This is a genomic window from Halorubrum ejinorense (genome assembly GCF_055389685.1).
The window spans coordinates 1,578,645-1,593,074 of sequence record NZ_AP043777.1; the positions used below are offsets into that span (position 1 = coordinate 1,578,645).

A 14,430-nucleotide genomic window follows, 5' to 3' on the forward strand; every position below is an offset into this window, starting at 1 on the left:
GACTCTCTACCATCTGCTATGTAGCATATGGTTAAATATCTTTGGTATGTGAATATGAGCCAGAACGCTGAAGGTTGATACCCATGATCTGACGATAATGAGTGGCGATAGAGAAAGAGATGAGAGTGGCCAATTTGAGCCGGAGTATACGGATGAAGAAATCATCCAAGCTGTCCGATTGAACGAACCTGCCGGTACTCAAGAAGTAGCGGACGAGTTAGGAATTGCCCGCCAAAGTGTCGACTATCGCCTCAGGAAATTACTAGATCAAGGTCATGTAGAAAAACAAAAAATCGGGAATTCACTTGTATGGAGAGTTTCTGAATAATACGAATATTAACTAATCACAGCTATCTACTCTGATGGGATGAAAGCCTGCTAAGTCCCCAGGGTGCGTAAATAGGTACTGGGGTGGTCAAAGGCCGATGATTCAACAGCGTCTCAGAACGCGTGGCTCTGATTGGCCTACGTGCCAAGGAAGCACCATCATGGGAGGCCGCCCGGATGCTAGCGGCATCCGGGCGGCGAGCCCGAATAGGTGTTGCTCCATTTACGCACACACCACCCATCAGCGCAGCAGCTCGTATCGATCTACCAGATGCTCGACCGCATGGAGGAATCTGATCCACAAGAGGTGAGTTACTGAGGGCCGCCGAGCCGGCGGCCCTCATCGGCCGGTCGCAGCGGCCGTCAGCCATAGCTATAGCATTCACGTTTTGACCGCCTGCCGGACGATTCCTGAGCTATCACCGTGACTGCTTGCGATTTCTCTCCATGGACACGATCGGGTCGATCTTGGCGAAAAATATAGTATTGCAGACGTGGTTTGTTGCGCTAGCAGGCTTTCATAGGTGTTAAATCCGAAGACAGAGCGGAGATTGTCTGTAGATAGTGATTATTTACTAATATATTTCTTCTCATATTATCAAGACATGCTCGCTCAGTTCTCAAAATATTCTAATTGATATCGTTAGGCACAGAATTATATCAAGAATAGTGGTTGGTTATGTATGTACCTCTATACGCCTGATGAGATCGATAAGAAGCGTGCGCATCATCAGGCGGTCATTCAGGGTGCTGATGATGTTGATGTGAAGCGAATCGGTAATCTCGGGGAACTTGCGTTTGAGCAGTTCTGTCGTGAATACTTGCCGGTAGAGTTGTGGGCGTGGGAGAATGAGGAGGCAATTCGGCGGTGTAACGCGGAGAGTTTCTCCGGGCATGATTTCGAATTGTTCGGGTACACGGTTGATGTGAAGACCTCACGGGACGTGTCTGCGTTTCGTCCGACGACGCTGTTGGCGAATGACGATGCGGACGATATTATTGTGATGGTGTGGCATCGAGATAATGAAGATGGCCTGATCTTGCTCGGATGGGAGCGGACGGAAACACTACAATCAAAAGTTACGTCACAGGAGACATATTCAGGCGAAGAACCAGCAAAATTGTCTCACTTGGCAGCTCGCCCGATGAACGAGCTGCACGAACTCGGACCTAATACGGCACATATGAATCAGAAGCCGCAGAACCCGTATGCGCCGGGTGATCGTGTTGTGAAGGCTAACGATGATGATGCGTCAGTTGCGGTTGTAGTGGAGGTACTTCCGCCGGAGAAAGACGTGAGTTTGTACGGGCAGTCGGTGAGCGGGGAAGCAGTTCGGGTTGCGTTTCCAAATATGCTTGATGAGGGTCCGGGTGATTGGCGGACAATTCACGCTGCGAAGCTCGCATCGTACTGTGCTGACCAAGAGATTAAATTGTACACGTACAAGCACACGAATCTCGCGTACGCCGAGAATCCGTACGTGCTTGGCGATTACGTGTTCAAAACAGAATACGACGATCCCGACACAGCCATCGTTGTGTCCGTTTCCGAGGATGCCGAGGTCGAACGGAATGTGGATGTCGTCTTTAGGAAACACATTGACGGGAACGCTGATGATCCCGAGTACATTCCACCGAATGAGCTATCAACGATGTGCGAGGACTTGAAACAGTACTCGTACACTCACGATGCACTCAGCTTTGCAGACGTAACATCGTAGAAATTCGCGGTTTAAGCTTACTCTGTGTGTCCAAACAGGAACTCGTCTACTAGTCTAGCATGTTCTCTAGGATTCCTGGCAGCTCCTCGTTAAGATCTCCTGCTTGTAGAATGGTGATTGGTTCATCTTCCTGTTCATCGACAGAGAGGGCTTCTTGATCGAGATCCTGTACGACTAACAAACCGTTCCACCCGCTACCGAAGATATCCATCTCATCGCTCTTGTTCCGTCCGAAGACGTAGTCTTCGTTGATACGGAGGAAGGCGAGGTATTCGAGTGTTTCTCTGATTCCGGTTCGAATCGTTTCTTCGCGGGTACTGTGCTTCACTTCGGCGATGAGATACTCGTATGTGATCGGGTCATCGGATTTGACTTCGAGAACAATGACATCAGGGCGGCCCGTGTGATCTTGGAAGTTCTTATCAAAATACGTGCTGGCAACGTCGCGTGCGGTCTCTTGGACGCGTTCAGCGCGAGTGGGCTCTCGGTCGTCTCGCGTGGCTTCAGTGCGGAATGAGAGTCCGCGGTCGTCGGCAGAGGTGTCGTGGTACAACACGATCTCTTGCTCACCATCGATCTTAGCGACTTCTTGGCGTCCGCTCTTGATCGTTTGAAAGATGGGTCGTGCGTCTTGCAGGTCCTCGAGCGTGGTGATGAATCGGAATAGAACATAGAGTTCGAAGAGCCGAGCTTGATCATCCGGGGTGATTGCGGTTTGGCTGAGGAGAGTGCGTAGCGCGTCGGGGTCACCGTCAAACAACTCCTGACGAGCACGTAGCAGTGTAGCTGCGTCGCGGTAGATTTCTTGCCGGGAGTTGGCGGCGGTGGTGAGCATGCGTTCAGTTGGTTCGTACGTTTCTGGGTCGCGGATGCGGCGGACGTGGACGTTGCGTTCGACGGTGCGTTGTACTTCGTCGATGAGGTCGGTGTTGGCTTGCCACCGCTCGGTGACCCAATCATAGTTGCCTTTCAGATACTCGTCAGCATCACGCAGCGTCGTGTAGATGATTGAGAGGAGGCGTTTGAGGACGATGTTCTCGGGTATATCGTAGTCCTCCGAGCGGTTTTCGGTGACGAATAACGATCGGTCGTTCGGGTTGGTTGAGTACCGGGCTTTGACGGTTGAGCCCCAGTTGATGTGCCCATCAATGCCACCGCGTTGCGTGCGGGCAACGGTTTTCGTTTCGGTGCGGACGTTCCGCAGACGTTGGGAGAGATGCTTGACGAACTCGACGATGTCGGGTTTGAGGATAAAATGAAGATCGAGGAGGAGCTCGTAATCTTCGAACCGTTGATCGAGCGCCTCGGGTTTGATCGAGGTGGCGAGTTCCTGTTTAGGGAACCCGCCGTTCATGACGTACGCCAGGATGTCTTGGGTGAGCCCGTCGATGAGGTCCTCGCGGTTCATGATTCAGTATCGATCGTGACTTGGAGCATGTCGCTCGCAGCGGTTCTGAGCGTATCGGTATCGGTTGCGTCGACGGCTGCGATGTGCGTGATAATTTGCTTGCGCTCTGGGACGCCTTCGAGCTGCGGGAAGATGTAACTGATAACGGCCTCAGTGACGCGTTCAGAGAGATCGTCTGCTGCGCTGGTGTGGCGATTCGTGACGTACGCAAGCATGTCGCGGACGATTGCGGGGCCGATCGACCGATCGTCAACGGCTTGATTCGTCTGTTTCCAAACGAGCCCGATCGCATCGCGCTCCTCGTCGCTCGGGTCAAGCCCATCCCAAGCGTCGATGTACGCATCCATTTCGATCATCAGCTCGTTACGTGCGGTGTCGTCGTCATCGGTGGAGAATTCAGGAGCGGGAACGCGGATGAACGCGAAGCGCCGCATGAACGCGTAGCTCATCTCGTACAGCGAGGTTTTATCGTACGTGTTCATGGTGGCGAAGATCCGCCATGAGTCAGGGACGACGTACTGGTGTGCGGCGGGCAGGCCGTCAAGATGCTCGGTGGTGAGGAGTTCGATTTCGCGGTTGTTTCGTGTGAAGGGGAGCTGAACGGATTGCCCGGAGAGCAGCGTGAATAATTGGCCGAAGGCTTTGTCGATGTCGGCGCGATTCAACTCGTCGATGATGACGGGCTCGTTCGATTGAATGCCGGTCTGAGTATCTTTGAGCCGATTGAGAATAATGCCGGGCGTGAATGCCAGATCAGCGTCTGCATTGTCGCCGCTGGTTTCGGTTGGCATGTACCCGCCGACGGTGTCGAACGTGGACCAGTCGGCTGTTGCCGTGGTGAGTTCAGATCCGGAGTACAGGTACGGGTACGCGTCGGCGAGGTGCGTGGCGACGCGTTCTACGATTTCGGTTTTCCCGGTGCCCGGTGGACCGGTCAGGATTATATGATCGCCGGCGAGGAGCGCGGCTTCGATTTGCTCGATAATCGTCTCACCAAGGTCTCCTGGGAAGTACAGCCCGTCAAGGAGATCGTCAGCTTGGAGCGTCCCAGCAAACGGTTTCTCGTAGTTGATCGGGGAGAGTTCCGTGAGATCCGGTGCTAACGCAGTAATGATGGCGCGTGGACGATCGAGATCTTGCGTGCCGTCATCAGCTCGGAATCTGACGAACGTGTTCTGTGTCGGGAACTCTATGTCACTCGCCTCTCGACAGAGTTCTTGAACGCGGTCGATGGAGAGACCATTTCGGGTTAACGCAGAGAGTTCGTCGTTGAGTTCTGCCTGGCTCTTCGCTAGCGTCCCGGTTACAAGGTCGAGTTCGCTGATGTCGCTCGTAATGAATAGCCGGTCAAGGCCAATAACACGTTCAATAACATGATCTGCTTCATATTCGTCGTGTAGCCATTGCTCGGATTTCTGGTACGGTTCGCCGAAGATCCCGATGCCGAATACGACTCCGTCTTGGCTCTCTAGTTCACTGTTCGACGGCGTTTGTTGTGCGTGGAAAATGGCTATGTCACCGGGTGATGCGTCACGCCAGTGCTCGGCATGAGTCTCTTCAACAGGGATGCCGCGGTATTCGACGGCAGTCAGCCAGTAGTCTGGTGGCGCGGTGAGCTTGTAGATTGTTGTGTCGCTGTGCTTGTCGAGATGTGTGAGAACCGGATGGTCGATATCGCTTTTTTCTTCGTCGGTCGCGCCAGTATCGTCTAGTGGCTGCTGCGTTCCCTGTTGGAAGAGGTATTCGCCAGCAGCTTCGCTGAGGTTGTAGAAGTACTGTTGATTGATCCCGCCGGCGTTCACGGGATAGTACTGGTCGAGACGGTATTCCCACAGCGTTTTGAACACGTCAGCAAATGCGAGCGGGTCTGTGAACCGTGTGAATTCGGTCTCAACACGGTAGTGTTCCTCTTCGCCGGTGCCATCATCTCTATCGTGAGTTGTGATGATGTGAGCTGGTTCGACGATTTCGTGGTACCCGACGATTTCGCCGTTGTTGTAACTGAAGACGATATCTCCGACAGTAAGTTTCGGCAGGTCATACTGAAATAGGTCGTCGGTCGGAGCTTTGAGGTACTCGCCGTCAATTTCCTCCTCACCTTGGTTCACCCAGTAGTACGGTGCCGGATCCGTGATTGGCTCGATGGTGTGGGTTTGGTCGTCGTGCGTAAGGATCGCTAGAAGATCGTGCCAATTGTTGGCGCGCCCGGTGAACGGGTCGTCGTAGGTCCCATCATCAGCGACTCCGATTTCGATGCTTTGGGAAGTAGAGGCTGCTTCGCTGAGGATATCTTCTGTGAAATAGAGGAAGTCATCGAGAACCGGGTCGTACAGATCAGGGGTGTCAGTGTTGAGGACGATCCCGACAATTGACCCAGCCACATCACGTTCCAATGCGTTATTTTCCTTGTCAGCAGTGATCTGTAAGAACCCCGGATCAGTGTGTGTGGCTGTGTGCGAATCGTCTATGAATGGGTGATGAACACGGATGTGGGTTGGCTGATCGCCGGGGATCTGTACATGGAATCCTTCGAGACTACTGTCTTCGAGAGTTATCCCGTGCCTGTCGGAGTGCTGGCTGAGGACATCGACCCAGTCAGTCGTTGCGTCTCCGGTTGCCGGCGGGATTACAGCACGATCGCTTAGTAAATTCAGTGTATCAACGGCTCCTCTCCCGGCATCGGTTAGAGAGTTCGTGTCTCCTTCGTGGTTGAGGTATCCGAGGACTTGTAACCACTCTCGGTGCCGTTTGATTGCTGTGCCTGTGGAAGCAGCATCGAATTCGGCGACGATCAGATCTTGAATTTCCTCATCAGTACGAGGCGAGTCCGCAAGTGTACTGAGAATCGTATCGAACCCTTTGATCCCGCTTCGAAGCGCCTGAAGCACCACGAACGGGTCATGTGTTCGATCATATCGTTCACCGTACACGCCTAAGTGACACGTCTCGCCGTCGAACCGTACGAGGTGTAACGATTCGAAGAACCCCATATTTCGATCTACGAACCCCTCACCGCCGCCACCGGTGTTCTGATCGAACCAGTCGTAGAGTTCCTGTCGGGATGGATGTTCATCACCGACAAACGCGAGAAAATCTTGGAGGATTGAGATGCGGTTCTCGACACCGCCATAGAATCGGTCCGTGCTCATACGGCGATCGTCGTCCATACCCGCACTGTACACGGGAGTGATGTAACTCTGATTACTGAACAGTACCAATCGATGACAGGCATCCCAGTAAAATCAGTTGATCAACTCCCAGAGTTCGCCATGTCAATTCCTGCTGCAACAGTCAAATCAAGCCAATACTAGAGACGAGACAGGCTTTTCTATACCCCATTAAAACGTGGTTACGAATGGTGGAACCGATTCTGAAGTGGGCGGGTGGGAAACGCCAGCTTCTCTCCGAAATCACGGGACTCTTTCCAACAACGTATGAGGCGTATCATGAGCCGTTCGTTGGCGGCGGCGCAGTGTTTTTTCATCTTGATCCTGATTCAGGGACGATTAATGATCTCAACGAACGATTGACCACATTCTACGAGGTTGTCCGTGATTATCCGGATGATCTCATTGAGGAGAATAAGACGCACGAGCATTCGGAAGAGTATTTTTACGAGGCACGATCGGAGTTCAATAGCTTTCTTTCGGAGTCTACGCTGACACGTGAGGGCCGTGTTCGGGAGGCGAGTCTGCTGTTATATTTGAATCGGACGTGTTTCAACGGGTTATATCGGGAGAACAGTGACGGAGAATTCAACGTCTCATTCGGACGATACACAAATCCGGACTGGGTACAAGAACAACGGATTCGGAAGTCTTCACGTACCTTGCAGGGTACGGCGGTGTTCAACACCGATTTTGAATACGTGTTAGAAGAGGTATCGAGCGGTGACCTCGTGTATTTCGACCCTCCGTACGAACCCGTGTCGAAAACAGCGGACTTCAATTCATACCACGCTGACGGGTTTGATCGAGACGATCAACGCCGATTGCGCGACGTTGCTGTGGAGCTCACAGAACAGAATATCTCCGTTCTCATTTCGAATTCACCCCCTGTCACAGAGTTATACGAGGAGCACGACGCCTTTTCAGTGACATACGTAGGTGCGACGCGAGCGATTAACAGCGATGCAAGTAATCGCGGCGAGGTTGCTGAAGTCCTAATAACAAACGTAGAACCCGGAGACCGGCGGCGAAAGACACTCGCAGATTTCACTGAATAGCGACTATCTAGGAAGGCCAACAGCCTGCTCCAACCGCCACTCGTTGCTCAACACCTCTCCTTTGTCGTCGGTCCCACCAGTGGTGAGAATCCCAAGATGATAGAGCTGGTACTTGAATTGGAAGTGAATGCCGGACTTGTACACAGCCGGGTCCGTGAGCACGGCCTGGTGAATATCACCGTCTGCGGTCAGAACGTCGTCCCGTCGATTCTGGGTGAAGAATACCTCGACGGCCAGCGGCTGGTTGATGCGTGTGGCTTCGAGCGCGACGTCGGCGAGCGACACATCACGGACGCCACTGTCGTGGAGGCGTTCAAGCGCGGTGACGATGAGCCTCGTGGGCTCATATTGAATGGCGACGGAGCGTGCGAGCTGTGCCCATCTCGGAGCGAGTTCGGTGAATCGCGTTCGGCTACCAGTCCACGTATCGAACTCTGTGAGCGCAGCCGTGACACTCCCATGCTGATCGCGGGCGAAGCGAACGACTTCTGCGCCGAGATGTGTGAGCGAATCGCCGGTGGGCTGATCGTCGACAAGACTCAACAGGATCGCGCCGCGCCGGCCACCCGAAATAGCGTTGATGACGTTGTCGGCGTAGACGGCGTCAGTGTCTCCATCAGCAGCAAGCGCAAGCGCATACCCCAGGTAATTCTTCGGATGATTCACCGGGAAGCTGCCGTCGGTGAGCCGATGCGTCGTGGCTTGGAGTCGCACCGCGTCGATCGTGGTTGAGAACTCACCGGCACCAGTGACGCGAGCGCGCTCGACGACGCGTGCCGTGTCGGTGGTGTCGACAGCAATAAGACCGACGTTGAGGTTCCGGGCTTGTGCGCGCGCCGCGTCGGTAACACTGGGAGCCGGCGCAGCGACGTACCCCAAGTTGACCTCTGGGAGGTGTGCGTGGGCCTGGGTGATGCCGCGAGCGACGTCCGCACCGCTCGGGTCAGTGTTGTGGCCTTTCGCCTCGATCACCGTGACTGGTGTCGTGGCTGCGTCACCGTTTAGCACATCGGTAGCGGGCATGCCGACGCCGAGTAAGTCGGGCTCGCCGGCAGCGAGTCGGATCGTGTTGTACGGCGCGAGCCGGTCACGGAGCGCATCAGGAATGGTCCATCCACCCCATGTGGATTGTGTGAACTGCGTTTCCGTGACCGCGTACTGATCGGGGGTCGTGTCGATATCAGGATACAGTGTGTCCTTCGCGGCAGCAAGCACCGTTGGCTCGGCGAGCGTGACTGCCATTGTCCTGTCCATTGATGGATAGCTGATATAGTTGGGGGGATCGGGATACCAACAGCACACAATGTGCTTATACGCACTCCATCGTGTCTCTACCAACCGGTTTGACCGATTGATGTTACTGGTGAATCGGACCTGAGAACTGTTCTATTAGAGCGTCATAACAAAACCAATTCTATCTGGCTTGGAGTAACAATCTAGTCAATGAACATTCATTAATGTGTCCACCAGAACAGAATTATATCATGCGTCGGCCTGACTCGGTGCCTTCCGGATACACACAGCCCGTAAAGATTAGTCAACCAAATTGGTTGTTAAACTTAATAAGTCTCGTTTTCCTTGTCGGAGCAACAGTCGTTGTGGTGTTGGTTTCTTCAGGGATCATCGCACGGGTGGCAGCTGATCCATTGATAATTCTCGGATATAGCACCCGTCAGAGTGGGTACCTCGTTGTTTTGCTATTGGCAGTCTCTTTGGCAACCTTCGAGATACATGAGCAGTTACATCGGTTGTTTGCGAAAGGACTGGGTTTAGAACCGATCTACTACCGACTGAAGGGGCATGTTGTGGTGCGGGAGACGTGGATATCCCGTCGAGAGCTCAATCTGATGACTGCTGCACCGATTTTTATGATTCAGTTACCTGCGCTACTGATTCTCATTATCGCTTCTGGCACGTTAGGGGATATTGCTGAGCTTGCGTTCATAATGAATGCAGGATTTATTGCGAAAGATGCCACTGACATCATCTTCCATTTCCGATTACCAGAAGAGACGCAATTTTGGATGTCTGACCTTGGAGAGGAGACTGTTGGGTACTTTTCAGCAATGTACCAAAATTCAGACTGACCGATATTGAGGGCTTTATATAATCCGTCACAAGGAATTTTTCCGTTGAGGTGATTATAAAAGAGCTGTTGGGGTAACCCTGAGACGTTATCTGGGCTGTCGGGCGCAAAAATGTCGTTATCTGTAGGAATGCTATATTGATCGGAGCTGAGTCAGAGTTCGTCATGTTATGAGAATTTCAGCAAAGCCGGTGAAACTCAATACTTATATTTGCTCATAATATTCTTTGAGTATGTCTCAGAGCATACCTCAAGATGACTCTATAGCAGTGGATTTGGCAGAAGCAGGCCAACGAACACTCCACATCGGAGCCGACAACCCCATCCGAATTAGCTCGGGCCATCGAATCTTACATCACGACGGGAAGTGCTCGCGGCCACACGGCCACAACTACGAGATCACCGTCGAAGTGACCGGCGAACTCACCGAGGAAGGGTGGGTCGTCGACAAAGGCACAAGTTCGGAAGGTACAAACCTACAAATCGATAATTGAGTGACACTTGTGTGCCGATAAACCGGGAGAAGGCCGAACCTGTCCGCCAAACTCTCTAAATTAATATATATACGCGGGTACCCGGTTTTCGACTTCCCACGCCAGCAACGCTCAAACGTAAGTACGGTGTGGTAGTACGATCCCATCGATGGTGGAAGCAGTTCCGGAACTCACCACTGCTTGTCTCATTCACAATCTCGACCAATCCTCCGAACGAGCAATACGAGGAATCCCAGATCGCTCAGTACAGGAAACTCACGAATCGGTCAGTACAGACAAAAGAACTATCAGTATTCTGAATGATTACTAAGTATGGAACGCAGACTACTCAGGACAATTATCGGGATAGCAATGGTCGGGATGGGGCTGGTTCAGGCGTCTCTCTTTGCCGTACAAAGCGAATGGATACCTACCGGTTTGGGTATATTCTTCTCGGTACTTGGGATTGTGTATCTATGGGCCGAGGTCTACTCTACTTCACAGTAAGCACCTTTCAGTGACCAGCTGTTTCAGGCGAGAATCTGTCTGAAGAATATTATTTCAGCAGAGCCGGTGTTTCAGCCATTTTTGGAATATTTGGAAACGGCACCCTTCCATTTATGTTCTCATCAGACCGTGTCGACGTACCATCATGATAACAGACGCCCGGGTGCTCCAACAGGAGTTCATTCCGAGAGAGGTACAGCATCGAGATGCGGAGGTGAACTATCTGTCGAGCATTCTTGAACCTGTCACAGACAGAGAGCCGACAGAGCCAACGTTACTATACGGCCCGTCCGGAGCTGGGAAAACCTGTATCTCCCAATACATCGTCGAACAACTCCGTGGGAGCGTCGTGGAGTTGAACACGCAGTACGTGAACTGCTGGGAGGACTACACGCGATTCAAAACTCTGTACCAGTTACTCGACGGGATCGGCCAGACGTACGACATCCACCGGCAATCTACACCGCGTGACCTCCTCCTTGACCGTCTTCGTGACTACGATGGCCCGCCGTACGTCGTGATTCTCGATGAAGTGGATCAACTTCAAGACAAGGAACTCCTATACGACCTTCATCGCATTCCGAAACTCACGTTGATCCTCATTGCGAACCGCGAAGAAGACCTATTTGACCCTCTCGGAACTCGTCTACAAAGCCGTCTTCAAAACTCGAACCGTATCCACTTCGGCCAGTACGGACACAAAGAGTTGGTCGCTATTCTCCGTGACCGGGCGCGATGGGGTCTCCAACCGGATGTAATCGAGTCCGTGGAGCTCGGGCACATCGCTGAACACTCTGTCGGTGATGCGCGAGTAGCTATCGGAATTCTGCGGAAAGCTGCTCGTAATGCCAAGAAGAACGGAGACAATCAGATTCGTTCCGATGTGATTTCAGAGGTGGTTTCGGAAGCGAAATTGGAAATTGAGCGGAACACCATTAGTCGTCTTAAACCGGACCAGCGAGTGCTCTACACGATCATCAGCGAGAGCGAGGAGATCAAACCACCAACACTGTACGAACAGTATGAACATCGTGTTGACGACCCCAAAACCGAGCGAACCGTTCGGAACTACCTGGCGAAGTTAGAGCATTATAACCTAATCGTGGCTGACGGGAACACGAAAGCTCGCACGTACCGAACACGGTCATAATCCGGTGTAGACCGTGTTTCGGAAACACCACGCCCTTCCCTATTGTCCTTCAGGGCGTCTCTATTCTTGCAATGAGCGAGAACGGCCAGACAGACGCGTCACGCGATATCCGATTGTCATCGACTATTGACCGCCTCCCACAGAACACCCGGCTAAAACGCCTCGTGGACGCCGTTACGAACGACTCATTCAACGACTGGTACGACGAGCGATTGTTCACGGAGAACATCTTGGAGGGCCGCCCGTATTTCAACGGCGCGTCACCAATTCCCGCTACTGAGAAGCACTCCCCGAGTAAGTTACTGCAGTGCCATCGGAAAGTCCGGTACTACGGACAGAACACGCCACAAGAGGGTGACTCGCCGCAAGGCCTGTTTTGGATTGGGAACGAGTTCGAAGAGGAGATCATCGTGCCGTTCCTGCAGGACACGGTGACGACAGATTCGACGTACGTGCGGAATTCGCTGTGGATTGACACGCAGGTACCGACCAGGAGCGGTGATGAAGTCCGGGTGAAAGGCGTGACAGACCCGGCGATCGTGGACAGTAACGGCCACCCCATACTCGTAACGGAGATCAAGACGACGTCGTCGTTAGAGTATCTTGACGGGCCGAAACCACATCATAAGGCGCAGCTACACGCGTACATGCACGCGTTGGATTCAGAGTATGACCGGTCGATTCAGGACGGGTTGCTGGTGTACGGGAGTCGGGATATGCTCGACGTGCAGGCTTTCCATGTCCCGTTCGATGACCGGTTCTGGCGGGAGAGCGTCGTGGAGTGGATGGCGCAGCAAACCCAGTTCCGTGAGAACGGAGAGTTACCACCAGCAGAGCCGGTGTTCGAGTGGGAGTGCGGGACGTGCCCGTTCAAACGGCGTTGTGGAGAGCATGACGGGAAATATCAGGATGAAGGGTTCACTGGGCTATTACCTGCCGTGACTTCGTACCGGAAACAACAACTGGTCGAGTACTTCGATGCGTACCCGGACGCGAAACTCACGCCAGCACTTGCGGATGAGTACCCAGAGTTAGCTACCGAACACGGCGTGTACGACTGGGAATGCAGCACGTGCCGGGGTACGTTCCCGCATGATCAGGTTGACGCCGGTGAGAATTCATCACCACCACTTTGTGAAGACTGTGCTTCGAATGGCGAGTTATCCGAGCTTTTTGTTCCGAGAGCAGAGCAACAAGTTGTCGGTACTGAGCTGGGAGAGCCAAGTGAACGGTAGCAGTGCGCCGTCTAACCCCATGCCAGTGTTCAGTTGAAATCATCAGCAGATGATCCACTCTAACCTTGTTCCGGTCATTACAGTGGACTCACGAACCGCTCAGTACAAGCCAAGTAATTATGACGAAACGCTCTAAATAATACAATAGACTCCTCACATCTATGTCGCTACAGCAGTATCGAAAACTCACCGGGATTCTCTCCGTTATTGCCGGAGTAGGTATTCTTGGTATCGCTTTGGCACAACCCAATTTCCGCACAGTTCTATGGGGATTATTCGCTATTTCACTCGGGCTGTTTGGTTGGTTTAAAAACTGAAATATTACTCAGTACGCACTCTTCAGCGACCAGTTGTTTCAGACGAGAAACACCTGAAGAATAGGATTTTAATAGAGCCGAATCGTCAACATTCCCCTCGGGAATAGTACATTTTCACGCCGTTAGTATCGATCGTAGACAATACAGATAGACACTCAGTGTCCTCGTAATCTTGTGACAAACTTACTGTAGATAGACTGCGTTCGTCAATTGAATCAGCAGATACAGTAACTACTAGGTCTCCCTCACCACCCATCCAACTTTCTTTTAAGTTTACACCATCGGTTGAACCACCTTGTATTGCGTCAAATTCAAATGTATCTTCATATACAATTTCATCATCCCGTTCTGCTACTATTGTTACATCAACACTCTCATCCCGCAAATTTACCACCTCTATCTCCTGAATTTCCACCTGCGGTTCGTCATTTGAAATACAGCCGGAAGTGAGAGCAACAGCAGCAACCCCAAGGATTTCACGACGTTTTTGATCTATCATATCAATTATTCAACTTTAGAATTCCATAAATGTTTGTTCATTATTCGGCTCTGTTAAAACCTCAGCAAGTGATAGATTCTGATCCGGTTGTGGTCAGTACAGGTTTTCAGTATAACAGACACAAAACGTTACTAGCGAATCTGAACCTACAGGAACCCCCACAAAACATACACTAAAACAACCAGACTAATTGGTACAATAGATATCAGCACTTGCCCTATGATGACCATTGAGTATACTACACTCAGTACAATTATGCTCCAACCGGTGACACGGTGTATGAGGGACGTATTTGGTTTGGACCATTCAACCATGCTTCATTTTACAAACTAGTGATAGTAAATCTTCTGTTCATGAACGTTAGGATGAGTAGGCAACACAAGTTCAGTAGCTTTTGATCACTTCAGTAGTGTATTGTCGATAGGTAAGCACTCTTTAACGACCAGTTGTTTCAGACGATGATATGTCTGAAGGATAGCATT

Annotated in this window: 12 protein-coding genes and 1 pseudogene; 9 read left to right on the top strand and 4 right to left on the bottom strand. The window is 52.0% G+C overall.

The window, feature by feature from the left end:
* Window positions 1-97 precede the first annotated feature (97 nt).
* Both ACZ5KW_RS09075 and ACZ5KW_RS09080 read left to right on the top strand, forming a co-directional pair.
* Window positions 98-328, top strand: a complete 231-nt coding sequence (locus ACZ5KW_RS09075; protein ID WP_343777589.1) for a helix-turn-helix domain-containing protein — start codon at window positions 98-100, stop codon at window positions 326-328.
* Between the two features lie 682 nt (window positions 329-1,010).
* Window positions 1,011-2,048 carry a DUF7961 domain-containing protein gene (locus ACZ5KW_RS09080; protein WP_343777588.1) on the top strand — a complete coding sequence of 346 codons (1,038 nt, stop codon included), beginning with the start codon at window positions 1,011-1,013 and terminating at the stop codon, window positions 2,046-2,048.
* A gap of 49 nt (window positions 2,049-2,097) precedes the next feature.
* On the opposite strand, the gene ACZ5KW_RS09085 is transcribed toward ACZ5KW_RS09080, so the two are convergent.
* Both ACZ5KW_RS09085 and ACZ5KW_RS09090 read right to left on the bottom strand, forming a co-directional pair.
* A complete protein-coding gene (locus tag ACZ5KW_RS09085) occupies window positions 2,098-3,456 on the bottom strand; it encodes a hypothetical protein (protein WP_343777587.1) in 1,359 nt (452 codons plus the stop codon).
* A complete protein-coding gene (locus ACZ5KW_RS09090; RefSeq protein WP_343777586.1) occupies window positions 3,453-6,623 on the bottom strand; it encodes an AAA family ATPase in 3,171 nt (1,056 codons plus the stop codon). The genes ACZ5KW_RS09085 and ACZ5KW_RS09090 overlap by 4 nt, the downstream gene beginning before the upstream one ends.
* Window positions 6,624-6,811: 188 nt before the next feature.
* Here ACZ5KW_RS09090 and ACZ5KW_RS09095 point away from each other — a divergent pair, with 188 nt between their 5' ends.
* Window positions 6,812-7,681 (top strand): DNA adenine methylase, encoded by an 870-nt coding sequence (locus ACZ5KW_RS09095; RefSeq protein WP_343777585.1) that lies wholly within the window; start codon window positions 6,812-6,814, stop codon window positions 7,679-7,681.
* Window positions 7,682-7,684: 3 nt separating this feature from the next.
* Here ACZ5KW_RS09095 and ACZ5KW_RS09100 read toward each other — a convergent pair whose 3' ends face one another.
* The gene (locus ACZ5KW_RS09100; protein WP_343777584.1) at window positions 7,685-8,923 is read right to left on the bottom strand and encodes a hypothetical protein; all 1,239 of its coding nucleotides are present in this window, start codon (window positions 8,921-8,923) and stop codon (window positions 7,685-7,687) included.
* 242 nt (window positions 8,924-9,165) lie between these two features.
* On the opposite strand from ACZ5KW_RS09100, the gene ACZ5KW_RS09105 reads away from it, so the two are divergent.
* The 6 genes and pseudogenes from ACZ5KW_RS09105 (at window position 9,166) to ACZ5KW_RS09130 (ending at window position 13,449) form a co-directional block, all read left to right on the top strand.
* A complete protein-coding gene (locus ACZ5KW_RS09105; protein ID WP_343777582.1) occupies window positions 9,166-9,768 on the top strand; it encodes a metalloprotease family protein in 603 nt (200 codons plus the stop codon).
* Between the two features lie 232 nt (window positions 9,769-10,000).
* Window positions 10,001-10,225 (top strand): annotated as a pseudogene (locus ACZ5KW_RS09110) (6-pyruvoyl trahydropterin synthase family protein); the annotation flags it as partial.
* 348 nt (window positions 10,226-10,573) lie between these two features.
* Window positions 10,574-10,747 (top strand): hypothetical protein, encoded by a 174-nt coding sequence (locus tag ACZ5KW_RS09115; RefSeq protein WP_343777580.1) that lies wholly within the window; start codon window positions 10,574-10,576, stop codon window positions 10,745-10,747.
* A 145-nt stretch (window positions 10,748-10,892) separates the two neighbouring features.
* Window positions 10,893-11,897, top strand: coding sequence for a Cdc6/Cdc18 family protein (locus tag ACZ5KW_RS09120; RefSeq protein WP_343777578.1), 1,005 nt, complete (start codon window positions 10,893-10,895; stop codon window positions 11,895-11,897).
* Window positions 11,898-11,968: 71 nt separating this feature from the next.
* The gene (locus tag ACZ5KW_RS09125) at window positions 11,969-13,132 is read left to right on the top strand and encodes a CRISPR-associated protein Cas4 (protein WP_343777577.1); all 1,164 of its coding nucleotides are present in this window, start codon (window positions 11,969-11,971) and stop codon (window positions 13,130-13,132) included.
* Window positions 13,133-13,293: 161 nt separating this feature from the next.
* Window positions 13,294-13,449: a hypothetical protein gene (locus tag ACZ5KW_RS09130; RefSeq protein ID WP_343777575.1), complete on the top strand. Its 156-nt coding sequence runs from the start codon at window positions 13,294-13,296 to the stop codon at window positions 13,447-13,449.
* Between the two features lie 85 nt (window positions 13,450-13,534).
* Here ACZ5KW_RS09130 and ACZ5KW_RS09135 read toward each other — a convergent pair whose 3' ends face one another.
* Entirely contained in the window at window positions 13,535-13,948 is a 414-nt protein-coding gene (locus ACZ5KW_RS09135) for a hypothetical protein (protein ID WP_343777574.1), read from the bottom strand.
* Window positions 13,949-14,430 lie beyond the last annotated feature (482 nt).